Raw genomic sequence first — 22,635 nt, forward strand, 5'->3', positions numbered from 1 at the left:
TCGTTTCCATACTGCCAACCCACCAAAAAAAGTTTCTGCAGAGTATCGTTGCGTTGTCAGCTGGCGCGTTGCGGAATCTGCAACATTCTGTAGCTGCGGCGCGGCACCCCGTTGTCGCACCGGTTCGTGGTGTCAGTTTGGTGCGTGGTTTGGTGGATTAGGATGGGGCATGAGCGAAACCACGTTTGACTACATCATCATCGGCGCCGGCACCGCGGGCTGCCTGCTGGCCAATCGACTCTCTGCGGACGCGTCGAAGCGGGTGTTGCTGATCGAGGCGGGCCGCAAGGACGACTACCACTGGATCCACATCCCCGTGGGCTACCTCTACTGCATTGGCAACCCGCGCACCGACTGGCTCTACAACACCGAACCCGACGCCGGGCTGAACGGCCGCTCGCTGCGCTACCCGCGCGGCAAGACGCTGGGCGGCTGCAGCAGCATCAACGGCATGATCTATATGCGCGGCCAGGCCCGCGACTATGACCACTGGGGCCAACTGGTGGGCGATGCCAACTGGAGCTGGGAACATTGCCTGCCCTATTTCATGCTGCACGAAGACCACCACAAGGGTGCCAACGCGCTGCACGGCGCAAAGGGTACGGCCTCGGCACTGCTGCAGAAAAACGGCAGCCAGTACCGCGAGCTGCTGCGCCACCACAAGGCCGGCGGCGAATGGCGGGTAGAGAAACAGCGCCTGCGCTGGGACGTGCTGGATGCCTTTGCCCAGGCGGCCGTGCAGGCCGGCATACCCGCCACCGACGATTTCAACCGCGGCACCAACGAAGGCGTGGGCTATTTCGAAGTCAACCAGAAGGCCGGCTGGCGCTGGAACACGGCCAAGGCCTTTTTGCGCCCTACCTGCTATGGCCGCCCCAACTTCGAACTGTGGAACAGCGCCCAGGTGGCCAAGCTGCTGTTGGAGCCCGCCACGGCCACCAGCCCCTTGCGCTGCACCGGTGTGCAGGTGTGGGATGGCAGCAGCATGGTGGAGGCCACCGCCAAGGCGGAAGTGATTCTGTGCGCCGGTGCCGTGGGCTCGCCGCAGATCTTGCAGCTCTCCGGCCTGGGGCCGGCCCAACGCCTGCAGTCCTTGGGTATTGCGGTGCAAAAGGATCTGCCCGGCGTGGGTGAAAACCTGCAAGACCATTTGCAGATACGCGCCGTGTTCAAGGTGCAGAACACAACGACGCTGAACACCCAGGCCAACACGCTGTGGGGTAAGGCCAAGATCGGCCTGGAGTACGCCTTCAAGCGCACCGGCCCCATGAGCATGGCCCCGAGCCAGTTGGGCGCATTCACCCGCAGCGACCCGGCCCAGCCCTACCCCAATCTGGAATACCACGTGCAGCCGCTGAGCCTGGAGGCCTTTGGCCAACCCTTGCACAGCTTCAACGCCATCACCGCCAGCGTCTGCAACCTGAACCCCACGAGCCGCGGCACGGTGCATATCCGCTCGGCAAAGTTTGAAGATGCGCCGGCCATTGCACCCAACTACCTGAGCACCGACGCAGACCGGCAGATCGCCGCCGATTCGCTGCGTATCACGCGGCGCATCGTGGCTCAGCCGGCACTGCAGAAGTACCAACCCGAGGAGTACAAGCCCGGCGTGCAATTCGAATCGGATGCCGATCTGGCCAAGCTGGCCGGCGACATTGCGACCACCATCTTTCATCCGGTGGGCACGACCAAGATGGGCCGCAGCGACGATGCTATGGCCGTGGTGGACGCGCGCCTCAAGGTGCATGGTGTGGCCGGGCTGCGCGTGGTCGATGCCGGCGTGATGCCCTTGATCACCAGCGGCAACACCAACTCGCCGACACTGATGATTGCCGAGAAGGCCGCCCAGTGGATCGCCGAAGACAACTGCTTACATATGAAGGGTTAATCCCGATGCACGGCTGGATGGTGCTTGTTACAGTCTGGGCACTCAAAGGTTAGACGGCAACTGCGAAGGGCCAGATGGAAGAAGCGGACCGAGGAGACGGTAAGCAACAAGCAACAATTTCTGCATCCACCTTGAGATGCAGCTCACAAAAGCACTGACCCGGTCAGTGCTTTTTTTTCGCCTGCAGCACGCCCGGATGATCGCGGCAAGAATGGAGCCGATCAGGAGTATGCCAATGTCCAGATCCGTCTTGCACCATGCATCTGCCGCCGTCGTGGCCCTCGCGTTGAGTGCATGTGCAACCGGCCTCGTGCAGCCGGGCATGGACCGCGCCGAGGTGCTGGCGCGCATGGGTCAGTCCAGTCGGGTGCTAGCTCTGGATGTGGGCGGCACCCGCCTGCAGTACTCGCGCCAACCCGCGGGGCAGCAGGTCTTCAATATTGACCTGGATGCCGCGGGCCGCGTCGTACGGGTCCGCCAAATGTTGGTTGCGCAAGAGTTGGACCGCATCGCCGTAGACCAGTGGACGCGCGAGGACGTGGAGCGGGCCTTTGGCCCACCTGCCTCCATAGACCATGTGGCGAACTGGCCGGCTGACATCATGACCTACCGCTGGTTTGAGGTGGAGGACATGTTTTACTGGGTCTACCTGGACCACAACAATGTGGTGCGGCGCACAGGCCAGGGCCCGGAGTACCACCACGACGACTGAAGCGAGCGCCCGTCGTGTTTACTCGGACGGGGCAGCATAGGGCGAGTCGACAACGCGTCGGCGTCCAGCCAAACTCCAGTCGTCTCGCCATCGCCTTTCCGCCGCGCTCTGCTGGGAACGAACTTTCGACCCCAGCTGGACCGCCGTCTCCGAGTCCACCAGATGGTAACCAGCCGACAGTGCGGCAGCTCCCATCAGACGCTCCAGCGCGTGGGCCAGCGTGCCATCGGACTGTCCGGCCTCGCCTTCGAAAAGATCGTCTTGCACGGCGGTACACGCCAGCAACTTGGCAAGCGCCATTGGTTTGAACCAGAACATGCTCCCGGCGGGGAACCAGGGCCGTGTGCGGCCCAGCCAGTCTTCGCGCTCCCCGAGTTCTGCGGCCAGTTGCGCCACCCAAGGCTTGTTGTGCCAGATGAAGCGCTGCAGGTTCAGGATATTGCCTTGCGGCCCGACCAGACCCAACGACGGATACTGACCCAGGCCATCCAGCAAGCCGCGCATCGCCTGCGGGTTGGGCAATAGGCTCTTGATCAGCGACTGGCGCCACACATGGCCGTCATCGCGGTGCACCGTTTTCTTGGAGTGCAGCTTGAGCACCGCGTGGTAGCCCCGCGCGATCAGCAGTGGCAGCAGCACAAACAGCGGGCGAACATCGCGGCCACGGTTTTCCACTGAGAAGACTTCCGCCTGCGCAAACCGTGCTTTGACCATTGCAGACACGGTCTCGATCTGGTCGGCCGTAGTGGTGACCAGCACATCGCAATCGAGTCCGCTCGCCAGCAGCGCCGCTTCGAAATCCGGCCAGGTGTCCAGATAGAACAAGTGAATGATGACTGCAACGTGCGCGCGCGTAGCCGACGCGTCTTGCTGGCGTGCATCCTTTGCGGCCCACGGCAGGGTCATGGCAATGGGCTTGTTGGCAAGGTGCAAGCGCTGCACCTCTTCCAGCCAGGCGCAGCCAAAGTGACGGTCGGGTTCGATGTGTGCGCCTTCGGCCCACTCGTTCCAGGCGTTCACGAAAACGAATTGCTGTTCCTTGGGCAGGGTTTCGCGGGCGTAGCTGGCACAGGTGCTCAGCCACTCGCCAAACTCGGCAGGGTTGGCATCCAGGAACGAGAAACTGGCTGCGGTACGCCGCGCCTCGTTGTCCCAGGACGGAAAAGCCGTGCGGTACAGCGGATAGGGCTCTTTTGCCCGGGTCATGGATTCGCCAGCGGCATCCGAGTACGTCCAGACCTTGCCCTCAAAGCCTGCGTTCCACAGCGGAGGCGTAGCCACCGAGTCGATGCGGTCGTGGATCTTGTGGGGCGGAAACTCCACCGCTGCGTCGAATCCCAGCGGACGCGGGTCTACCAGTCCAAAGGTTTGCGCGCACACCAACCACAGGCCCGGCAGGCCTGCGTCTTCGGCCAACTGCCGCCACCTCGCAACCACCGTCTGAATCTCGGGAATTAGCGTAGGACGGTATACCACCAGCAGGGGCTTGCCGTTGACTCGGATGTAACGCGTGTCGTTGAACAGCGGCAGCAAGTCATCGATGAATTGCTTCCAGCCCTCGGGCGCGTAGGCTTGGTGCAGGATGACTTCGGACTCGGCACCATCCCAGCGGCGTGTCCAGTTCTCGTTGGCCCAACACACACAAAAAGGCAAATCAAGCTGGCGATTGGCCACAAACTGGTTGAGTGGCATCTCCAGTACACGCTGACCATCAAACCAGTAGTAGTGGAAGCAAAACCCCCCCACCCCGTATTGCTTGGCCAGCTCCACTTGCAGAGCCATGGAGTCCGGGTTGCGCAGATCATAGAAACCTGTCTCGGCTGGCAAGTGGGGCTGGTAATGCCCGTGGTATTGGGGCAGCGCTTTGGTGGTGTTGGTCCACTCGGTAAAGCCCGGTCCCCAGTTCTGGTTGTTTACTTCGATGGGGTGAAACTGCGGCAAGTAGTAGGCAATGACTTTGGGGGCATCGGCCGTGGTTTCCAAGACTTTCACCGGCAATTGGCGCGGACGATGCCATTGTGGGTGTGGCGCATGGTTGAAGCGCAGAGCTGCCAGGAAGTGCTCCACGCCCGCATCGACTGCCGGCGTCTGAGACACACGCATGGGCCATGGTGCGGGAAGCCGCGACGCGAACAGCTTGCGCATGCCACGCCAACCGCTTTCATGCCAGGTATCCGATAGCTTCTTTTGCACCCGCCCCCGATATTCCGGACTGCGCAATGCTTGCAGGCCAACGCGGACAAGTTTTCTCAAAGACATGGGCGGAGCATCAGGTGAAACGTACGGAGGCGGGAAGTATGACACGGCCTGCCCACAGGCTGCCAGGCGAGCAGGCCCACAACAAGCGGAGATGCAAGTGCGCCGAGCAGCGCAAAGCAAATCAACCAACAGCCCCCGCAAAAATGTCACCATTTGCTATCTATTTAGTAGCAAATCACCACACTACCGGGATGCGAGAATCGGGGCATGGAAATGCTCATTGTCTCGCTGGCCTCGCTCTTGGCCGGTTTTGTGGATTCGATCGTCGGTGGTGGTGGCCTGGTCTTGGTACCGGCACTGTTTGCCACCTTTCCCAACACCCACCCCGCCACGCTGTTTGGCACCAACAAGGGCGCGTCGGTCTGGGGCACGGCCATTGCCACGGTGCAGTACAGCAAGCGGGTGCAGATGCGCTGGCATGCGCTGGCGCCGGCAGCCGTCATTTGCTTTGCGGGGTCTCTGGGCGGTGCCTGGCTGGTCACCGTGGTGTCGCCCCAGTACCTGCGCAAGGCCCTGCCCGTGGTCCTGGTGATGGTGCTGGCCTATACGCTGGCCAAGAAGCAATTGGGCCGTGAACATGTGCCGCGCTTTGCGGGCCAGCGCGAGGCGGTGGTGGCCAGCGGCATTGGCGCCTTGATCGGGTTTTACGACGGCTTCTTTGGCCCGGGCACTGGCAGCTTCTTTGTGTTTCTGATGGTGCGGGTGCTGGGCTATGACTTCCTGAACGCGTCGGCCAGCGCCAAATTGCTCAACACGGCGTCCAACCTTGCAGCCATCCTGCTGTTTGCGATCAAGGGCTATGTGTGGTGGCACTTCGTCGTAGTGATGGCGGTTGCCAATGTGCTGGGCAGCGTGGCTGGCACCCACCTGGCGCTCAAGCACGGCACGGGCTTTGTGCGCGGGGTCTTCATTACCGTGGTGTCGGCGCTGATTCTGAAGACCAGCTACGACGCATTTTTACGCTAGGCCCTGCTCGGTACCGTCGCCGTCCGGCAGGCCAAACCGCTGCGCCAAAATCGCCATGTGGCGGGCCATGCGCTGGGGTAATGTCAAGGCAGCTGCGTCCACACCTTCGCTGCGCAACACGCCATCGATGTCCAGCAGTTCGGGCAGCGTCATGGCCTGCGGTCGCTGTGGCCAGTCCTGCACGCCGTGGTCGCTGCCCTCGGCCTGTTCCATCACTTTGAAGAGCCGGTAGAACAAGGCCAGGTACGCGTCCACCGCATCGATCAAAGCTTGTGCGCCCTGCGCCGCAATCCAGTCCTGCACGGTGGTTTGCTCGCCATACCTGCCTTGGGTTTGTGGGTGCGGTAGGAGATGGCGAAAGCGCTCGGTGCCCGCCGCATCCACCGTGCGGCCCAGCGGGTACAAACGACAAACCAGTGGACGCGCAGGGTGCACGCTGCAACCCTGTTCGTTGAAGAAGCTGCACCGGCCGTCCGGCTGGCGGCGCAGGTACACACCGTCCAGATGCTGGGCTATGCACTCCGTGGTGGACACGCCCAATCGCTGCGCCAGCAGCGCCACTTCGTAGGGGTTGACCTGGATCAGTTTGTCGCGACAGCAACGGCCACAGGCGCCGCACGCATAGGAGTAAGGTGAAGACCGCTGCAGCGTGTCATCGGCTCGCCAGTGGCTGGGCCATGGCAGCGTAGTGGTTTCAGAGTCTGCCATGGCTAACGCTCTACCGCCAGTGCGAAGGATTTACTGGCCGGTCTTAGGCTTGGCAACGCCGTCCAGCTTCAGCTGCTGTGCACCTTGCGGGGTCGACTTGCCATCCTCAATCTTGAGTTGTTGGGCGCCGTTGGGGCCAACCGGCCGTAGCAAGCCGATCAACGCACCATCGCCGCCCTCGCACTTGTGCTGGGCCGCACCGGCAGGCGCGCTGACGTTGCACTTTTCTTTGTACTGGTCCGCGCCCTGCGGGGCAGTCTTGACCGCCGGCACCAGGCCGCGGACCGAACCGTCGCCTGTCACTTTGGCCGCGTTGCTATTTCCAGTGCGATCCGCAGGCGGGTTGTGCCCGCCGGGTGGGTCCGCAGCCAAGGCCACTGGGGCCATCGCGACGCCAATGCTGGCGCCCAACACGGCAAGCGTGTTTTTCAAAACAGACAGGGATTGGGCTTGCTTCAACTGGGTCATGGATATCTCCTCGTTGTGTGCCAATTCAGGAACAATGGTCAGACCAGCCCGGCCGACGTCGCGAGGACAATGGCCGACCCGATAGTACTGCCGGGCGCAGTTGGCAACAACAAATACCTAGCCCAGCCCTCTTGAGTCTGGCGCAGCGTGCGGCCTGGTTCAAGCTTGCGCAGAATTTTTTCGTTCGCCCACAGCAGGGGCGTTACGACTAGGGGGAGCTGGCGGCGCTCGCCGGTACGACCGGCGCGGCAGGCGCGACCAGGGTCGCAGGCGCGCTTGCCGCGGACGCGGGTACCGCAGGCACACTGGCATTTGCACTGACACTGACACTGGCGGTGCGGGGCCAGGGCACCGTAGAGGCCACCAGCGGCTTGCCGATAGGTGCCATGGCCTGCCCCTTGCGGACGGCGGCCATGTCTTCGTCATTCGGGTACTGCCCCAGCAGCCAGTAGTCGAACACGCGGCGCGCAATAGGCGCGGCGGAGCCGGAACCCCAACCTGCATTCTCAACAATCAAGGCCAGCGCGATGGTCGGCTTGTCGATGGGTGCAAAGGCGACGTAGAGGGAGTGGTCGCGCTTGTGCTCGTCGTTCTTGACGCTGCTGTACTTCTCGCCAGCCCTCAGGCCAATAGCCTGGGCCGTGCCGGTCTTGCCGCCGCTGGTGTACCCGGCCCCGGCAAACACCTTGGCCGACGTGCCCTCCAGCGTCACGCCATGCATGGCATTGCGGATCACGTCCACATGCTCGGGCTTCAGTGGCAGTGGTTCGAGCGCATCACTGGCAACGCGCTGGGTCGTGTGCTGAACGATATCCTGGATCTCGCGCACCAAATGCGGCTTGAAGCGCAGGCCGCCGGAGGCAATGGTCGAGTAAGCCGTGGCCATTTGCAGCATCGTGAAGTTGTTGTAGCCCTGGCCGATACCCAAGGAAATGGTCTCGCCGGCGTACCACTTCTGTTGTTCGGGCTTTCGGAATTTCTTGCGCTTCCACTCTTGCGATGGCAGGTCACCGGTAACCTCACCCAGCAGGTCGATGCCAGTGAGGCGGCCCAGACCAAAGGGCTCCAGTTGGTCGTGGATCACATCCACACCCATCTCGTTGGCCAGGCTGTAGAAGTAGACGTTGGATGAGCTGACGATGGCCAGTCGCATGTCCTTGGGGCCGGGGCGGTCGGTCTCGGGGCTGCCGAAGTTGCGGCCGCCGAAGCTATACGTCAAGTTGTCCTGGATAACGACGTTGGCCGCGCGCTTGCCGCTATTGAGCGCTGCCATGGCCATCAGTGGCTTGTAAGTCGATCCAGGTGGATAGGTGCCACGCAGCGCACGGTTCAACAAGGGCTTGTCCACGTCCTCGTTCAACGCGGCCCAGCTATCGGCATCGATACCGTCGACAAAGAGGTTGGGGTCGAAGGTTGGCTTGGACACAAAAGCCAGCACCTCGCCGTTCCGCGGGTCAATCGCCACCATGGCACCACGGCGGTCGCCGTACATGTCTTCCACCAGCTTTTGCAGCTTGATGTCGATGGATAACTCCACCCTGTTGCCCGGCGTAGACGGCGTGCTGGCAAGTTTGCGCATGGCGCGCCCGCCCGCCGAGGTCTCGACCCGCTCCACGCCGGTGGTGCCGTGCAGCGAGGTCTCGAAGTTCTGCTCCACACCCAACTTGCCGATGTATTCGGTACCCCGGTAGTTGGCCTGGTTTTCATCGTCCTCAATCTTGGCTTTCTCCGCCTGGTTGATGCGCCCGATGTAGCCGATCACGTGGCTGGCCAGTTCGCCATAGGGGTAGTTGCGAAACAGCCGGGCCTTGATCTCCACACCCGGAAAGCGGAAGCGTTGGGCCGCAAAGCGCGCAACCTCGGTGTCGGTCAAGCGGGTGCGGATGGGCAGGGACTCGAAGCTCTTGGACTCTTCCAGCAGCTTCTTGAAGCGGCGGCGGTCGCGGGGAGTGATGTCCAGCACCTTGGCCAATTCATCTGCCGTGGCCTCCCAACCAATCAGCGTCTTGGACGGCGTGATCTCCAAGGTATAGGCCGAGTAATTGCTGGCCAGCACGATGCCATTGCGGTCCACGATGAGCCCGCGGTTAGGAACGATGGGCACGATGGACGTGCGGTTGCTCTCGGCCTGGGCCCGCAGATCGTCATGGCGCACCACCTGCAGATAGACCAGGCGCGCGGCCAGCAATATGAAGCACAGCAGCACCATCAGGCTGATGACGAGCACGCGGGTGCGAAAGCGCGCCAAGTCTGCTTCGACGTTACGGATTTCGGTCATGAACGCTGATACCGCTAGGAAAGCCAGCTGCTATAGAGGTCGGTTGGCATCCGGGTCCGGCGCGCGCCGTTGCGGGGCCAGCAGCACGACATTGGCGATGGGCCACAGCACCGCTTCCACCAGCGGCGCCAGCAGGGCCGACAAGCCTGGAAAACTGCCGCCACTCAGCATGCCCAGGGCCAATTCCACCGCGTGGGCCGCCACAAACAACGGCAGCACCTGGGCTGCCTGCGATGGCACCGAGAACCACAGCAAGCGGCGGTGGATGGTGATGGCAAAGAAGCTCAACACGGTATAGGCCAGAGCATGCTGGCCCAGCAGGCCGCCCTGGTGCACATCCATCAACAGGCCAAATACAAAGGCGCCCCCAATGCTGATGCGCAGCGGTTGGTGCACGGTCCAGAACACCAGCACCACAGCCAGCACATCGGGTGTCCAACTGGCGCGCCCCCACAGACCCATGTTCTGCAGCATATTGAGCAGCATGGCGGCGATCAGGCTGCCCCAGATGAAGAAGGGATTGGCGGGCAACAGCAACTGCTGGCCGGGACGCATGATCATGGCTGCGACTCCTGATGGCCCGTTGCAGGCAAAGGCAGGTTGCGCGTCATTTATTGCCACCTCCACGGCGGGTGGGCGCGGGCGGCGCCTCGGGCACCGGACGGGATGGGATTTGCGCAGTCACCGGCTCCAACACCACCACGTGACCCGCGCCAGACACCAGTGACAAGGGCACACAGTAAATACGGGCAAATGCAGCGTCCACGCGGCGGTCAACCTTCTCAATGCGTGCCACAGGCAGGCCGGGCGGGTAAACACCGTCCACACCACTTGTGGTCAGCAGGTCGCCCTCCGCTACGTCGGCATTGGCCGCCATGAAGCGCAACTCCAGCGCGTCCACGTGCAAAGACACCTCACCAAAGGCCACGCCTCGCGCGCCGGTACGGGTGTTCAGCACGGGGATGGCGTGATCGCGGTCGGTGATCAGCGTCACTTCGCTGACCAGCGGATAGACACGCGTGACCTGGCCCAGCACACCCAGTTCGTCCAGCACTGGTGACCCCAGGCCCACCTTGTCGGCCAAGCCTTTGTCGATGATCACTTTGCGACTGTAGGGATCGGCTGCATCGTAGATGACCTGCGCGGCAATGGCGGGAGACTGCAAGCGCTCGCGCAGGCCCAGCAGCTTGCGCAGCCGGGTATTCTCCAGCGACAGTTGGTCGACCTGGTTGGCCCGCTGTGACTGCAGGTTGTGTTTCTTGATGACCTCTTGCTGGGCCGTTTGCGCCGCAGTCAGCGATGAGAAATACTGGCTGGTGCCTTGGTACAGCAGTACGGGGCGCATGGCCAACCACTGGGCCGGGTACAGCACGGTGGCCAGCACCACGCGCAAGGGCTGCATGACCTTGAAGCGCGCGTCCGCGACCATGAGGAAAAAGGCCAGTGCACTGAACACGGCCAGTTTCGACAGGGCTGATGGGCCCTGTCGGAAGAAGGGGGGAGGATCTCTGTCCAGCGTACCTAGCGGCATCGCTGCACCCGCGGTTTATTCGCTGGTGAAAATGGAGCCCAGACGCTCCATCTGCTCCAACGCGATGCCGCAACCGCGCACCACGCAGGTCAGTGGGTCTTCGGCCACCAGCACCGGCAGGCCGGTTTCTTCGGCCAGCAGGCGATCCAAGTCACGCAGCAGAGCGCCACCACCGGTCAGCATCATGCCGCGGTCGGCGATGTCGGCGCCCAGTTCGGGAGGGGTTTGTTCCAGCGCGTTCTTGACGGCGGAGACGATGTTGTTCAGTGGGTCGGTCAGGGCTTCCAGGATTTCGTTGGACGAGATCGTGAAACTGCGGGGCACGCCTTCGGACAGGTTGCGTCCGCGCACTTCCATTTCCTTGACTTCGGAGCCGGGGAAGGCCGAGCCGATCTGCTTCTTGATGGATTCAGCGGTGGGCTCACCAATCAGCATGCCGTAGTTGCGGCGGATGTAGTTGATGATGGCTTCGTCGAACTTGTCGCCGCCGACGCGGACCGAGCCTTTGTAGACCATGCCGCCCAGCGAGATGACGCCGACTTCGGTGGTACCGCCACCAATGTCCACGACCATGGAGCCGCTGGCTTCCGACACGGGCAGGCCGGCACCGATGGCCGCGGCCATGGGTTCTTCGATCAGGTACACATCGCTGGCACCGGCACCCAATGCGGATTCGCGGATGGCGCGGCGTTCGACCTGGGTCGAACCGCAGGGTACGCAAATGATGATGCGAGGGCTGGGGCGGAAAATGCCGCGCGGATGCACCATCTTGATGAACTGCTTGAGCATCTGCTCGGTGACCGTGAAGTCGGCGATCACGCCGTCTTTCATGGGGCGGATGGCTTCGATATTGCCTGGGACCTTGCCCAGCATGGCCTTGGCTTCCTTGCCGACGGCTTGGATAGTTTTCTTGCCTTGGGGACCGCCTTCGTGGCGGATGGCTACAACGGAAGGTTCGTCTAGAACAATCCCCTGACCACGTACAAAAATCAGGGTGTTGGCCGTGCCCAAGTCAATGGCCAGGTCGGTGGAAAAGTACCGACGGAAAGATCCAAACATTACATATCCTCTCGGGCACAAGAGGCACTTCGGCCCCCCATCACCACGGTTTTATCGTTAAAAAGTCGTAAGTTTGGCGTCAATTCAGGTGACTTTGCAGCACCCACGCCAAAGACGGGATAATAACCGATTGCCTTTGAACAGCCCTCCCTAAACTGGGCCGTCGGCGCTGAATTACCTTTGGTTTCAACCCCTCTACGCACCATGTCACTGACATCCACCGACATCGCACGCATTGCCAATCTGGCACGCCTGCAACTAGACCCTACCGAGAGTGAGCGCATGCTCACACAGATGAATGGCTTTTTCGACATCGTGGAGCAGATGCGCGCTGTGGACACCAGTGGCATCGAGCCCTTGGCACACCCGGTGGTGGCGCTGACCGACTTTGCACTGCGTTTACGTGAAGACATCGCCAGCGAACCCAACCAGCGCGAGGCCAACCAGCAGAGCGCCCCTGCGGTCGAGAACGGGCTCTTCCTGGTGCCCAAGGTGATCGAATAATTTTTCTGAGCAGACGATGACGCAATCCCAATCCCCCGCTTCGAGCGCGCTGCACGACCTGAGCGTGCACGCCCTGACCCAGGCCCTGCGCGACAAAAAGGTGTCGGCCGTGGAGCTGGCCCAGCATTTCCTGGACCGCAGCGCCGCCCATACCGACCTGGGCGCCTTTGTAGCCGTGGATGCCGACACCACACTGGCCCAGGCCCGCGCCGCCGACGTACGCCTTGCCAATGGCACGGCCGGCGCGCTGGAGGGCTTGCCCATGGCGCACAAGGACATCTTTGTGACCAAGGATTTCGTGACCACTGCCGGTTCGCGCATGCTCAAGACCTACCGCTCGCCGTTTGACGCGACCGTGGTTAGCAAGCTAGCAGCGCAGGGCGTAGTCACACTGGGCAAGCTCAATTGCGATGAATTTGCGATGGGCTCCAGCAATGAGAACTCGGCGATCCACGCCGTGGGCCATGCCAAGGTCGAACCGGTGCGCAACCCTTGGGACACGACGCGTATTCCGGGCGGCTCGTCCGGCGGCAGCGCCACCGCCGTGGCCGCGCGCCTGGCCCCTGCGGCCACCGGCACTGACACCGGTGGATCGATCCGCCAGCCTGCATCCTTTTGTGGCATCACCGGCATCAAGCCCACCTATGGCCGCGCTTCGCGCTACGGCATGGTGGCGTTTGCATCCAGCCTGGACCAGGCCGGCCCGATGGCGCGCTCGGCACAGGACTGCGCACTGCTGCTGTCCACCATGTGTGGCCCGGACCTGGACCGTGACTCAACCTCGCTGGACGTGCCGGCCGAAGACTATTCGTTGAAACTGAACGACTCCATTGAAGGCCTGCGCATTGGCATTCCGAAAGAGTTTTTTGGCGAAGGCCTGTCCGCCGACGTGCGTTCCGCAGTCGATGCTGCACTGAAGGAATACGAGAAGCTGGGCGCCAAGCTGGTACCCATCACGCTGCCCCGCACGCAACTGTCGATCCCTGTGTACTACATCATTGCACCGGCCGAGGCCAGCTCCAATCTCTCCCGCTTTGATGGCGTGAAGTTTGGTCACCGCAGCGCAAAGCCGTATGACCCGAGCGATAAGAAACGGCCAGCCCTTGATCAGATGTATTGCCACACCCGCGCCGAAGGTTTTGGCGATGAGGTCAAACGCCGCATCATGATCGGTACCTACGTGCTGTCCCACGGCTACTACGACGCCTACTACCTGCAGGCGCAAAAGATCCGCAGCATGATTGCCGACGATTTCCAGAATGCGTTCAAGGACTGCGACCTCATCGCCGGCCCGGTGGCGCCCACTGTGGCCTGGAAGATCGGTGAAAAATCCGACGACCCGGTGGCCAACTACTTGGCCGACATCTTCACACTGCCCGGCTCGCTGGCGGGTTTGCCCGGCATGAGCATCCCCGTGGGCTTTGGCGCCGGCGGCATGCCGGTGGGCATGCAACTGCTGGGCAATTATTTCCAGGAAGCACGCCTGCTGAATGCGGCGCACCGCTTCCAGCAAGCCACCGACTTCCATACTGCCCGCCCCGCAGGATTTTGAATATGAGCAGCGAGACCGTGAACACATTTGAAGCACAACAACAGGGCCGCCCCACCGGCCCTCTGGTGCAGGGGTACGAAGTCATCATCGGCTTCGAGACCCACGCCCAGCTGTCGACCACCAGCAAGATCTTCAGCCGCGCCGCTACTGCCTTTGGCGCCGAGCCCAACACCCAGGCCTGCGCCGTGGATCTGGCCCTGCCCGGCACGCTGCCGGTCATGAACAAGGGCGCCGTACAGCGCGCCATCGAGTTCGGCCTGGCCATTGGCTCGCACATCGCGCCCAAGAGCATTTTTGCGCGCAAGAATTACTTCTACCCCGACCTGCCCAAGGGCTACCAGATCAGCCAGTTCGAGATCCCGGTGGTGCAAGGCGGTGCAGTCGAATTCTTCATGCCAGAGGTTAAGGGCGTGGCCGAGAAAAAGACGGTGCGCCTGGTGCGCGCGCACCTGGAAGAAGACGCCGGCAAGTCGCTGCACGAAGACTTCATTGGCCAGACCGGCATCGACCTGAACCGCGCCGGCACGCCGCTGCTGGAGATCGTCACCGAGCCCGATATGCGCTCCAGTGTGGAGGCCGTGGCCTATGCCAAGGAACTGCACAAGATCGTGACCTGGATCGGCATTTGCGACGGCAATATGCAAGAGGGCTCATTCCGCTGCGACGCCAATGTGTCGGTGCGCAAGCCCGGCCAGCCGCTGGGCACACGGCGTGAGATCAAGAACCTGAACAGCTTCAAGTTCATGCAGCAGGCCATTGACTACGAAGTGCGCTGGCAGATTGAGCAGATCGAAGACGGCATTGCCATCGAACAGGCCACCGTGCTGTTCAACCCGGACACCGGCGAGACGCGCGCCATGCGCACCAAGGAAGACGCTGCAGACTACCGTTACTTCCCCGATCCGGATTTGCCACCGCTATACATTTCAAAGCAATGGATTGAGGAAATACGAGGGCTTATGCCTGAATTGCCGCGAGTGATGGCAGAGCGTTTTGTGAACAACTATGGCTTGCCGGAATACGACGCGACACAGTTAACCCAGAGCCATGCAATCGCTGTCTACTTCCAAGACACCGTCCAGGTATGCAAACAACCCAAGCTTGCCAGCAACTGGATCATGGGGGAAGTGTCGCGCAAACTCAATGCAGACGAGAAAGCCTTTGATGACGTCCCGGTGTCGGCTCTCCAACTGGGAACCGTTGTCAAACGCATCCACGAACAAGTCATTTCCAACAACGCCGCCAAACAAGTCTTCGAAGCGCTGTGGTCCGGCGAAGGCTCCGACGTGGACGCCATCATCGAAGCCAAGGGCTTGAAGCAGATGAACGACACCGGCGCCCTGGAAGCCATCGTCGACGAAGTCATCGCCGCCAACGCCAAGAACGTGGCCGAGTTCAAGGCCGGCAACGAGAAGGCACTCAACGCCCTGGTCGGTCAGATCATGAAGGCCAGCAAGGGCAAGGCCAACCCGCAACAGGTCAACGAGTTGTTGCGCAGCAAGCTGGGCTAGGTCTGTTGCGGGCGCGTGGCAGTAGCGTCCGCAACTCCGGACAGCCGGCCGTGACGCTCAGTTCTTAGTGGGAGCCGCGTTCAAAGCCCACAGCTGGCGCAAGCGCACCAGCTCATCATCAAAGCGCGCATTCACACGCTTGATCTCCCCCTCCTGCTCACCGATGAAACGGCGCTGCACGGCCTGGCTCTGGATGTTCTCGTCCAATTGACGGCGCAAGTAGGCGGGCGCCTTGGCGGGGTCTTTTTTGTAGAACTCCATCTCGTCGTCAATCGACACGCGCTGCTTGGTGACCTCGTCCAGCCGGTTCTTGGCCGCCTGGATGACGACGCCGATCTGGGTCAACGCCTCGGCCCGCTCCTGGTCATGTATGGCCTTGGTGGGATAGCGCGTGAGCAGGGCACGGTCGCGCCGTTTTTCGTCCGCCGTGCGGCTGCGCTCTTCGATCTCACGTTTCTCCTTCGCCTCCAGGTCTGCACGCTCCTTGGCGGTCAGTGTGGGGCCGATTTTTTCTCGAACCGTGCCGCTGGGGTTCAGGACCTTTTGCTCACGGTCGGTGCATTCTGGGATGGGGCGGTCCGCCGTCAGTTTGCGGCCTTTGGAATCCACACAGGTGTAGACCCCCGAAATCGCTGGTGGGGTCTGCGCCCAAGCACTGGTGCCTGTGGCAGCACCGACACCGACAGCCACCCCAAACAGCACCCACTTGCCCATTGTCATGTTTACCCTTCGTTCACCCCATAGCGCTCGCGGTAGGCCTGCACCTGTTGGTGCGCCTGGGCCAGACCTGCGCCGCTGTGAGCCTCCAGATACTGCATCAAATCGCCCAGCTTCGCAATCGAACAAACCTGTAGCCCCAACTGGCGTTGTACAAACTGCACGGCGCTATAGGGCACGTCCTGGCCGTTTTCTGTGGCTTTCTCTTGGCGGTCCAGCGCAATCAGTACCGCATGCGGTGTGGCACCGGCGGCCTGGATGATGGCGATAGACTCACGGGTGGCGGTGCCGGCCGACATCACGTCATCGACGATCAGCACGCGGCCCTTGAGTGGCGCACCCACCAAGGTGCCACCCTCGCCGTGGTCCTTGGCCTCCTTGCGGTTGTAGGCAAAGGGCACGTTGCGCCCCAACCGGGCCAGTTCGACCGACAGTGCGGCCCCGAGGGGAATGCCCTTGTAGGCAGGGCCGAAGACCATGTCGAACTCCATACCGCTGGCCAGCAGGCGCTGGGCATAGAATCCAGCCAAACGCCCCAGTTTGGCTCCGTCGTCAAACAGGCCCGCGTTGAAGAAGTAGGGGCTCATGCGGCCGGCTTTGGTCTTGAATTCGCCAAAGCGCAGCACCCCGCACTCCACTGCAAACTGCACAAACTCTTGGGCCAATGGGTCGTGATTTGCCATGAAAAATTCCTTGTTTAAGTTAACCAGCCTCAACCTCAATGGCATACGCTCGGCCACCAGCAAGGGGCTGGAGGCGTGGCTGCACCAGGCCGCGCCTGATTGTATTTGTGTGCAAGAGGTGAAGGCCCAGGCAGCCGACGTGGCCGACAAATTCGAGTCGCTGGCAGGCCTGAAGGGCTACTTCCACTACGCGGAGAAGAAGGGCTACTCGGGCGTGGCCGCCTACACGCGGCTGGAGCCCAGCGACGTCATCGTCGGCTTTGACGGTGGCGAGTTCGATGGCGAGGGCCGCTATGTGGAGCTGCGCTTTGACACCCCTTCGCGCAAGCACTCCATCATCAGTTCCTATTTCCCCAGTGGCTCGTCGGGCGAAGACCGGCAACAGGCCAAGTTCCGCTTCTTGGACAAGATGTACCCGCACTTGCAGGCACTCAAGGCCCAGCGCGACTTCATCCTGTGTGGTGACATCAACATCGCGCACAAGGAAGTAGACCTGAAGAACTGGCGCAGCAACCAGAAGAACAGCGGGTTCACGCCCGAAGAGCGTGCCTGGGTGACCAAGCTGACGACCGAAGGCGGCATCATCGACGTCTACCGGCAACTGGAGCCCAACACCACGGACACCTGCTACACGTGGTGGAGCAACCGCGGCCAGGCCTATGCCAACAACGTGGGGTGGCGTCTGGACTACCACCTGGCCACACCGGCGATGGCGGCCGCGGCACGCGCCGTGGACATCTACAAAACAGAAAAGTTCTCGGACCACGCACCCATCACCATCACCTACGATTTCGCAGGGTGACCCCGATCGCTAGCAATTTGCTAGCGGCATACCCAATATTGACGAGGGCTACCAGCGTTTTTGACCAATGGGCTTTGGCGCAAAAGGCCCGTCAGGGCTTGCGCGCACGCTCGTACAAGGGCATGACTTTGGGCAGATTGGCCTGGATGTCCGCAATCCGCGTAGTGCCCGAAGGGTGGGTGGACAGCCACTGGGGCGGCGCGTTCTTGTTGGCCGCACCCATTTTTTGCCACAGCGTCACGCCCGAGCGGGGGTCAAAGCCCGCGCGTGCCGCCAGCTCCATACCCACCAAGTCGGCCTCGGATTCGTCTTCGCGGCTGAACTCCAGCGTCAGCAGGTTGGCGACGCCCCCAGCGGCCGCGTCCGTCAGGCGCGAATCAATGCCGAAGTAGCCGGCGATCAGGGCACCGCCCAGCTTGGCCAGGCCCTGCGTGGCCGTGGTCTTGGCCATGCGCTCACGCGCGTGTTCGCGCAGGGCGTGGGCCACCTCATGGCCCATGACCATGGCCACCTCGTCGTCCGACAGCTGCAGCTTCTCCAGAATGCCGGTGTAGAAGGCGATCTTGCCGCCGGGCATGCAAAACGCGTTGATCTGGCTGGAATTGATCAAATTGACCTCCCACTGCCAATTGCGGGCGCGCGGGTTCCAGTCCAATGCGAAGGGGAGGAGCTTTTGGCCGATGTTGCGCAGGCGCGCGAGCTGGGGGTGGTCCTTGGGAGCCAGAGCCCGCTTGCTGTCGGCCTGGGCCAATAGCTGGCTGTATTGCTGCGCGGCCGAGCGCTCGACCTGCTCGGCAGGCACGAGCTTGGCGAGCGCGGAGTTGCCGCCGACTTCCACCCCTTCACGGGCGTGGGCCGGGGAGATGCCGCAAGCAAGTGCAAGCGTGACGCTCAAGACGGCCAGGTACTGCGAAGAGGCAATTTTCATAACGGTATTATTCCTCCATGACCCTACCAACGCCTACTGCCCCGCCATTGGCTTACACGGCCCAATGGATTGACAACACATCGAAGCACTGTGGGCGATCCGCTTCACTGTGTTCTGGGGCTGAAGGGGGCGGTCATGGCCGAAAGTAGCAGCACGGTCACCACGCGACGCAAGCGCTCAGCGTTGGAGGTGCTGCATGAACTCAAGCAACCCAAGGTCGCGGTCATGCTGGCGCTGGGCTTCGCGTCGGGCCTGCCCTTTCTGTTGACCGCCAATACCTTTGGCTATTGGTTGCGGGATGACGGCACCAGTCTGGTCGCCATCGGCTTCATCTCCTGGGTTGGCTTTGCATACGCCTTCAAGGTCTACTGGTCACCGCTGGTGGACCGCGTCGACGTGCCCCTGCTGGGTCGTCTGGGTCGGCGGCGGGGTTGGATGTTGCTGTGCCAGATCCTGGTCAGCATCGGGCTGCTCGGCATGGCGGCCGTGGGCACAGCGGGTGGACTCGTGGCCATTGGCGCCTTTGCGTTGTTGACGGCCTTTGCATCGGCTACGCAAGACATTGCCATCGACGCTTGGCGCATCGAGGCAGCTTCCGATGCGGACGAGGTGGGCTTGATGACCTCGGCAGCCCAGCTCGGCTACCGCATGGCCCTCCTGGTCACTGATGCTCTGATCATCGCCGCGGCGGCACGTGTGGGGTGGTCCATGTCGTACGTGGGCATGGCGGTGCTGATGGCGTTGTGCATGATCGCAACCCTCTATGCCGCCGAACCCCTACGCGCCGACGTGGTGCTGCACCAAAAGCCCCCTCTGTGGACCTTGCGCGGTATCGCCGACGCGGTCGTCGGCCCTTTCGTGGATTTTTTTACCAAGCACAAGACCGCCGGGCTCGTGATGTTGCTGATGGTGGCGCTGTACCGCCTGCCTGACTTTGTCATGGGCCCCATGTACAACCCGTTCTACCATGACCTGGGGCTGTCCAAGGATACGGTTGCCTGGGTGCGCGGCTCGTTTGGTCTGGTCGCCACTTTGTTCGGCATTGCCGCAGCCGGTCTCAGCGCCGTGCGGCTCGGGTTCTTGCCGACACTGATCGCGGGGCTGATACTCCAGGGCTGTGGCACGGCAGCATTTGCCTTGCTCAGTTTCCACGCCAGCACCGCGCTCTTTGCCTCGGTGATGACGCTGGATGCCTTCGCTCAGGCCTTTGCCGGCGTGGCCCTGGTCACGTATATGTCCAGTCTGACGAGCCTGGGCTATACCGCCACCCAGTACGCGATGCTGTCTTCCACCTACGCTTTGCTGGGCAAATTTTTGAAGGGCTTTTCGGGCATTGCGGTAGAGACACTGACACCCACCCATGGCTTGCTCGGCGCCTACGCCACCGCCTTTGTGGCGACCGGCCTGACGGCCATTCCGCCGTTGTTGTTGTTGCTTCTGCTGTGGCGCATGCAGCGACTCAAAGATTGATTGCACCGCCCATGGTAGTATTTGAAAATTGAGCCGCTAGCCCTCGGATATATTGCTTGATGCGCTATTAAATTAGTAGCAAATCGCCTGTCAAAGGTCAACGATTGGGTGCCCGCCGTTTTTACCAAACTTTACAGACGGTTCAGGTGGCACGCATACGCTGCTGGGTCGCCGGGGATAGACTCCGAGGATGAGCCAACACCTGTTGATGATAGAAGACGATGCCCGCCTGGCCGCCATGGTGGCGCAATACCTGGAGCAGTCCGGTTTTACCGTGAGTTGCGCAGGCGACGGGACCACCGGCTTGGCCCAGCTTAATAGCCCCAGCAAGGGCGTGGGCACCGATCTGGTGATTCTGGACCTGATGCTGCCCGATATCGATGGCCTGGAGGTCTGCCGGCGCATACGCTCTCTGCCCTCCGCGCTGGCCCAGGTGCCCGTGCTGATGCTGACCGCCAAGGGCGACGCCATGGACCGCATCATCGGCCTGGAGATCGGTGCCGATGACTACCTGCCCAAACCCTTTGAGCCCCGCGAACTGCTGGCCCGCATCCGGGCCGTGCTGCGCCGCCGCGGGGAAAGCCCCAGCGCCGAGCAATTGACGATGCGATTCGGCGGTTTGGAGATCGACCGCGACGCACGCACCGTATCGGTCGCAGGCGCCGCTTGCGACCTGACCTCCTACCAGTTTGACCTGCTAGTGGCCTTGGCCGAACGGGCTGGCCGCGTGCTGACACGGGACCAGATCATGGAAGCCGTGCGCGGCCGGGAGCTGGATGCCTTTGACCGCTCCATAGACGTGCATATGGGTCGCATTCGCGCGGCCATCGAAGCCGATCCCAAGGTCCCCAAGCGCATACTGACCGTACGCGGCGTGGGCTATGTGTTCGCACGCCAACAAGACTGATACCGCGCTGCGGCACACCATCGGCCTTGCACCATGAACCGCCTCTACATCCGCATCTGGCTGGCCGTGGTGGCTGCCGTCGCTGTGCTGACGCTGCTGGTGGGCTGGGCTTGGCGCATGGCTGCGGACGCACCGTTGCGCGAAGTCGTGGCACGCAACCAGTCCGGCGAAGTCATTGGCCATGGCCGGGCGCGCCTGGGGCGCTCGGCAGGCGCTCCGGCCTGGGTCATGCCCAAGTCACCTGGTGAACGGCCTCCGCCACCGCCTTTGGAGGGGGAAGCCGGCGGCGGGGACCGAGCTCCACCTGACGCCAGCGGCGCCAATGGTGACGACCTGCCCCGCGAGCCGCGGGGTCGTTACGGGGCCGGCCCGGAATTCGACGTGCGCATGCAGGATGGCCAGGTCATACATATCCATCTACCGCGTCCGCCGCAATCCAACTGGCGCGCCCCCTTTGGCTTCTTCTGGACCCTCGGCCTGGTCGGTGTGGCCGTGGCATTGGCAACCTACCCCATTGTGCGGCGGCTGACCCGCCGGCTGGAAGCGCTGCAGCACGGCGTGCAAAAGTGGGGCGATGGAGACCTCAGCGTGCGGGTGGCCGTGGCTGGCGACGACGAAGTGGGTTTCTTGGCAACCCGCTTCAACCACGCGGCACAGCAGATCGAGGCCCTTGTGAACACGCGTGATGCTCTCTTGGTCTCGCAAAAGTCGCTGTTGGCCAACGCATCGCATGAGCTGCGCTCACCCTTGACACGCATCCGCATGGGCCTGGAGTTCATGGTCAGCCCCGCAGACGCCGCGGGCGGGCGGGCCAAAGACGAAATCGCCCGCAATATTGCCGAGCTGGACCAGCTGATCGACGAAATCCTGCTGGCCAGCCGTTTGGACGCGAAAGAAGCGGATTTGGGCAGTATTGAGCCTGTGGATTTACTGGGCCTGGCAGCAGAAGAGTGTGCCCGCACGGATGCAACGCTGGAGATGGAGCTGCCCAATGGTCAGCTCGTTGTCCCCGGGGTCAGCAAACTACTGCGCCGGGCGGTGCGCAATTTGCTTGAGAATGCCCGGCGCTATGCCAATGACGAAGCCAGTCTGACGCTGAGCCAAGTGGGAGCATGTGCATGCATCCGCGTCTGCGACAACGGTCCCGGCGTGCCCGAAGCGTTCCAGGCCCGGATCTTTGAGCCCTTTTACCGCCTACCCGGCGCCTCCGAGCGCGACGGTGGCGTGGGTTTGGGGCTGGCTTTGGTCAAGTCCATTACGCTGCGTCACGGTGGCACGGTCCGCTGCAGCAACCGCCCCACGGGTGGCGCCTGTTTTGAAATCCAATTGCCGCTAGCTGATTCCGGCATCTGAAAAGCACGGGATTTCCCAATCTTCGGGACGCTGATTTTGTGGAGTTTGGGCGCAAAACCACATAAATAGGGGATACCGCAAGTGCAGCATACCCCCTACAGTTGACCCCAATGCTGTCACAGCCCAAGAGCTAGGGAGCAAAAGCCTGAATACAAGGCAGCTCTAAAAGAATCCAACGACGTCCCTCTCGGGGGACTTTTATAAAGCCACCTCAGGGTGGCTTTTTTTTGCCCGCAAAAAGCCCCAGGCATAAAAAAGGCCGCCCTTGCGGGGCGGCCCTTCCTGTTAGTGCAATTCTTGAATGCGATCAGGCCAATAGGAGGGAATCTCTTATCAGCC

The 22,635-nt window shown here is 62.1% G+C and carries 20 protein-coding genes; 10 read left to right on the top strand and 10 right to left on the bottom strand.

The window, feature by feature from the left end; genetic code table 11:
* Positions 1–169 precede the first annotated feature (169 nt).
* Complete coding sequence (locus tag AC07OO_RS15285; protein WP_495082939.1) at positions 170–1,888, top strand: GMC family oxidoreductase; 1,719 nt, start codon at positions 170–172, stop codon at positions 1,886–1,888.
* 235 nt (positions 1,889–2,123) lie between these two features.
* On the top strand, positions 2,124–2,600 hold the full coding sequence (locus tag AC07OO_RS15290; protein WP_495082940.1) for a hypothetical protein: 477 nt from the start codon (positions 2,124–2,126) through the stop codon (positions 2,598–2,600).
* 18 nt (positions 2,601–2,618) lie between these two features.
* On the opposite strand, the gene AC07OO_RS15295 is transcribed toward AC07OO_RS15290, so the two are convergent.
* On the bottom strand, positions 2,619–4,859 hold the full coding sequence (locus AC07OO_RS15295) for a glycoside hydrolase family 99-like domain-containing protein (RefSeq protein ID WP_495082941.1): 2,241 nt from the start codon (positions 4,857–4,859) through the stop codon (positions 2,619–2,621).
* Between the two features lie 207 nt (positions 4,860–5,066).
* Between AC07OO_RS15295 and AC07OO_RS15300 the strand changes: the two genes are divergently transcribed.
* On the top strand, positions 5,067–5,825 hold the full coding sequence (locus AC07OO_RS15300; RefSeq protein ID WP_495082942.1) for a sulfite exporter TauE/SafE family protein: 759 nt from the start codon (positions 5,067–5,069) through the stop codon (positions 5,823–5,825).
* Here the strand turns inward: AC07OO_RS15300 and AC07OO_RS15305 are convergent.
* The 6 genes from AC07OO_RS15305 to AC07OO_RS15330 all read right to left on the bottom strand — a co-directional run bounded on the left by AC07OO_RS15305 (position 5,817) and on the right by AC07OO_RS15330 (position 11,869).
* Positions 5,817–6,533, bottom strand: a complete 717-nt coding sequence (locus AC07OO_RS15305) for a YkgJ family cysteine cluster protein (protein ID WP_495082943.1) — start codon at positions 6,531–6,533, stop codon at positions 5,817–5,819. The two genes, AC07OO_RS15300 and AC07OO_RS15305, sit on opposite strands and share 9 nt — an antisense overlap.
* A gap of 30 nt (positions 6,534–6,563) precedes the next feature.
* Positions 6,564–7,001 (bottom strand): hypothetical protein, encoded by a 438-nt coding sequence (locus AC07OO_RS15310; protein ID WP_495082944.1) that lies wholly within the window; start codon positions 6,999–7,001, stop codon positions 6,564–6,566.
* Positions 7,002–7,209: 208 nt separating this feature from the next.
* The gene (gene mrdA / locus AC07OO_RS15315; RefSeq protein WP_495082945.1) at positions 7,210–9,279 is read right to left on the bottom strand and encodes a penicillin-binding protein 2; all 2,070 of its coding nucleotides are present in this window, start codon (positions 9,277–9,279) and stop codon (positions 7,210–7,212) included.
* Between the two features lie 30 nt (positions 9,280–9,309).
* Positions 9,310–9,840: a rod shape-determining protein MreD gene (gene mreD / locus AC07OO_RS15320; RefSeq protein ID WP_495082946.1), complete on the bottom strand. Its 531-nt coding sequence runs from the start codon at positions 9,838–9,840 to the stop codon at positions 9,310–9,312.
* Positions 9,841–9,886: 46 nt separating this feature from the next.
* Complete coding sequence (gene mreC, locus AC07OO_RS15325; protein ID WP_495082947.1) at positions 9,887–10,810, bottom strand: rod shape-determining protein MreC; 924 nt, start codon at positions 10,808–10,810, stop codon at positions 9,887–9,889.
* A gap of 15 nt (positions 10,811–10,825) precedes the next feature.
* The gene (locus AC07OO_RS15330; RefSeq protein WP_209393263.1) at positions 10,826–11,869 is read right to left on the bottom strand and encodes a rod shape-determining protein; all 1,044 of its coding nucleotides are present in this window, start codon (positions 11,867–11,869) and stop codon (positions 10,826–10,828) included.
* 204 nt (positions 11,870–12,073) lie between these two features.
* On the opposite strand from AC07OO_RS15330, the gene gatC reads away from it, so the two are divergent.
* From gatC to gatB, 3 genes are read left to right on the top strand one after another with little or no spacing between them, the layout of a single operon-like run.
* A complete protein-coding gene (gene gatC / locus AC07OO_RS15335; protein WP_495082948.1) occupies positions 12,074–12,373 on the top strand; it encodes an Asp-tRNA(Asn)/Glu-tRNA(Gln) amidotransferase subunit GatC in 300 nt (99 codons plus the stop codon).
* A gap of 16 nt (positions 12,374–12,389) precedes the next feature.
* Positions 12,390–13,925 (top strand): Asp-tRNA(Asn)/Glu-tRNA(Gln) amidotransferase subunit GatA, encoded by a 1,536-nt coding sequence (gene gatA / locus AC07OO_RS15340; protein ID WP_495082949.1) that lies wholly within the window; start codon positions 12,390–12,392, stop codon positions 13,923–13,925.
* Between the two features lie 2 nt (positions 13,926–13,927).
* Positions 13,928–15,436 carry an Asp-tRNA(Asn)/Glu-tRNA(Gln) amidotransferase subunit GatB gene (gene gatB, locus AC07OO_RS15345; RefSeq protein WP_495082950.1) on the top strand — a complete coding sequence of 503 codons (1,509 nt, stop codon included), beginning with the start codon at positions 13,928–13,930 and terminating at the stop codon, positions 15,434–15,436.
* Between the two features lie 57 nt (positions 15,437–15,493).
* Here gatB and AC07OO_RS15350 read toward each other — a convergent pair whose 3' ends face one another.
* Together AC07OO_RS15350 and pyrE are read right to left on the bottom strand one after the other, a co-directional pair.
* Positions 15,494–16,156 carry a DUF4124 domain-containing protein gene (locus AC07OO_RS15350; protein ID WP_495082951.1) on the bottom strand — a complete coding sequence of 221 codons (663 nt, stop codon included), beginning with the start codon at positions 16,154–16,156 and terminating at the stop codon, positions 15,494–15,496.
* A 2-nt stretch (positions 16,157–16,158) separates the two neighbouring features.
* Positions 16,159–16,836, bottom strand: a complete 678-nt coding sequence (gene pyrE, locus AC07OO_RS15355; protein WP_495082952.1) for an orotate phosphoribosyltransferase — start codon at positions 16,834–16,836, stop codon at positions 16,159–16,161.
* 10 nt (positions 16,837–16,846) lie between these two features.
* Here pyrE and AC07OO_RS15360 point away from each other — a divergent pair, with 10 nt between their 5' ends.
* Positions 16,847–17,638 (top strand): exodeoxyribonuclease III, encoded by a 792-nt coding sequence (locus AC07OO_RS15360; RefSeq protein ID WP_495082953.1) that lies wholly within the window; start codon positions 16,847–16,849, stop codon positions 17,636–17,638.
* 91 nt (positions 17,639–17,729) lie between these two features.
* Here AC07OO_RS15360 and AC07OO_RS15365 read toward each other — a convergent pair whose 3' ends face one another.
* Positions 17,730–18,566 (bottom strand): M48 family metallopeptidase, encoded by an 837-nt coding sequence (locus tag AC07OO_RS15365; RefSeq protein WP_495082954.1) that lies wholly within the window; start codon positions 18,564–18,566, stop codon positions 17,730–17,732.
* A gap of 135 nt (positions 18,567–18,701) precedes the next feature.
* Here AC07OO_RS15365 and AC07OO_RS15370 point away from each other — a divergent pair, with 135 nt between their 5' ends.
* From AC07OO_RS15370 to AC07OO_RS15380, 3 genes are all read left to right on the top strand, one after another.
* Positions 18,702–20,036: an AmpG family muropeptide MFS transporter gene (locus AC07OO_RS15370; protein WP_495082955.1), complete on the top strand. Its 1,335-nt coding sequence runs from the start codon at positions 18,702–18,704 to the stop codon at positions 20,034–20,036.
* A gap of 190 nt (positions 20,037–20,226) precedes the next feature.
* On the top strand, positions 20,227–20,943 hold the full coding sequence (locus AC07OO_RS15375; protein WP_495082956.1) for a response regulator: 717 nt from the start codon (positions 20,227–20,229) through the stop codon (positions 20,941–20,943).
* Between the two features lie 33 nt (positions 20,944–20,976).
* Entirely contained in the window at positions 20,977–22,296 is a 1,320-nt protein-coding gene (locus tag AC07OO_RS15380; RefSeq protein WP_495082957.1) for a HAMP domain-containing sensor histidine kinase, read from the top strand.
* Positions 22,297–22,635: the final 339 nt, after the last annotated feature.

The sequence above is a fragment of the Rhodoferax sp. GW821-FHT07G04 genome, assembly GCF_059418585.1.

What these genes read in the sequence shown, in the direction of transcription:
- AC07OO_RS15290 (WP_495082940.1), top strand. Translation starts at nt 2,124, where the DNA reads ATGTCCAGATCCGTCTTGCACCATGCATCTGCCGCCGTCGTGGCCCTC.
- mreD (WP_495082946.1), bottom strand. Translation starts at nt 9,840, where the DNA reads ATGATCATGCGTCCCGGCCAGCAGTTGCTGTTGCCCGCCAATCCCTTC.
- gatB (WP_495082950.1), top strand. Translation starts at nt 13,928, where the DNA reads ATGAGCAGCGAGACCGTGAACACATTTGAAGCACAACAACAGGGCCGC.
- AC07OO_RS15330 (WP_209393263.1), bottom strand. Translation starts at nt 11,869, where the DNA reads ATGTTTGGATCTTTCCGTCGGTACTTTTCCACCGACCTGGCCATTGAC.
- AC07OO_RS15350 (WP_495082951.1), bottom strand. Translation starts at nt 16,156, where the DNA reads ATGACAATGGGCAAGTGGGTGCTGTTTGGGGTGGCTGTCGGTGTCGGT.
- AC07OO_RS15295 (WP_495082941.1), bottom strand. Translation starts at nt 4,859, where the DNA reads ATGTCTTTGAGAAAACTTGTCCGCGTTGGCCTGCAAGCATTGCGCAGT.
- gatA (WP_495082949.1), top strand. Translation starts at nt 12,390, where the DNA reads ATGACGCAATCCCAATCCCCCGCTTCGAGCGCGCTGCACGACCTGAGC.
- AC07OO_RS15375 (WP_495082956.1), top strand. Translation starts at nt 20,227, where the DNA reads ATGAGCCAACACCTGTTGATGATAGAAGACGATGCCCGCCTGGCCGCC.
- AC07OO_RS15310 (WP_495082944.1), bottom strand. Translation starts at nt 7,001, where the DNA reads ATGACCCAGTTGAAGCAAGCCCAATCCCTGTCTGTTTTGAAAAACACG.
- AC07OO_RS15285 (WP_495082939.1), top strand. Translation starts at nt 170, where the DNA reads ATGAGCGAAACCACGTTTGACTACATCATCATCGGCGCCGGCACCGCG.
- AC07OO_RS15380 (WP_495082957.1), top strand. Translation starts at nt 20,977, where the DNA reads ATGAACCGCCTCTACATCCGCATCTGGCTGGCCGTGGTGGCTGCCGTC.
- AC07OO_RS15365 (WP_495082954.1), bottom strand. Translation starts at nt 18,566, where the DNA reads ATGAAAATTGCCTCTTCGCAGTACCTGGCCGTCTTGAGCGTCACGCTT.
- AC07OO_RS15305 (WP_495082943.1), bottom strand. Translation starts at nt 6,533, where the DNA reads ATGGCAGACTCTGAAACCACTACGCTGCCATGGCCCAGCCACTGGCGA.
- AC07OO_RS15370 (WP_495082955.1), top strand. Translation starts at nt 18,702, where the DNA reads ATGGCCGAAAGTAGCAGCACGGTCACCACGCGACGCAAGCGCTCAGCG.
- AC07OO_RS15300 (WP_495082942.1), top strand. Translation starts at nt 5,067, where the DNA reads ATGGAAATGCTCATTGTCTCGCTGGCCTCGCTCTTGGCCGGTTTTGTG.
- pyrE (WP_495082952.1), bottom strand. Translation starts at nt 16,836, where the DNA reads ATGGCAAATCACGACCCATTGGCCCAAGAGTTTGTGCAGTTTGCAGTG.
- mrdA (WP_495082945.1), bottom strand. Translation starts at nt 9,279, where the DNA reads ATGACCGAAATCCGTAACGTCGAAGCAGACTTGGCGCGCTTTCGCACC.
- gatC (WP_495082948.1), top strand. Translation starts at nt 12,074, where the DNA reads ATGTCACTGACATCCACCGACATCGCACGCATTGCCAATCTGGCACGC.
- mreC (WP_495082947.1), bottom strand. Translation starts at nt 10,810, where the DNA reads ATGCCGCTAGGTACGCTGGACAGAGATCCTCCCCCCTTCTTCCGACAG.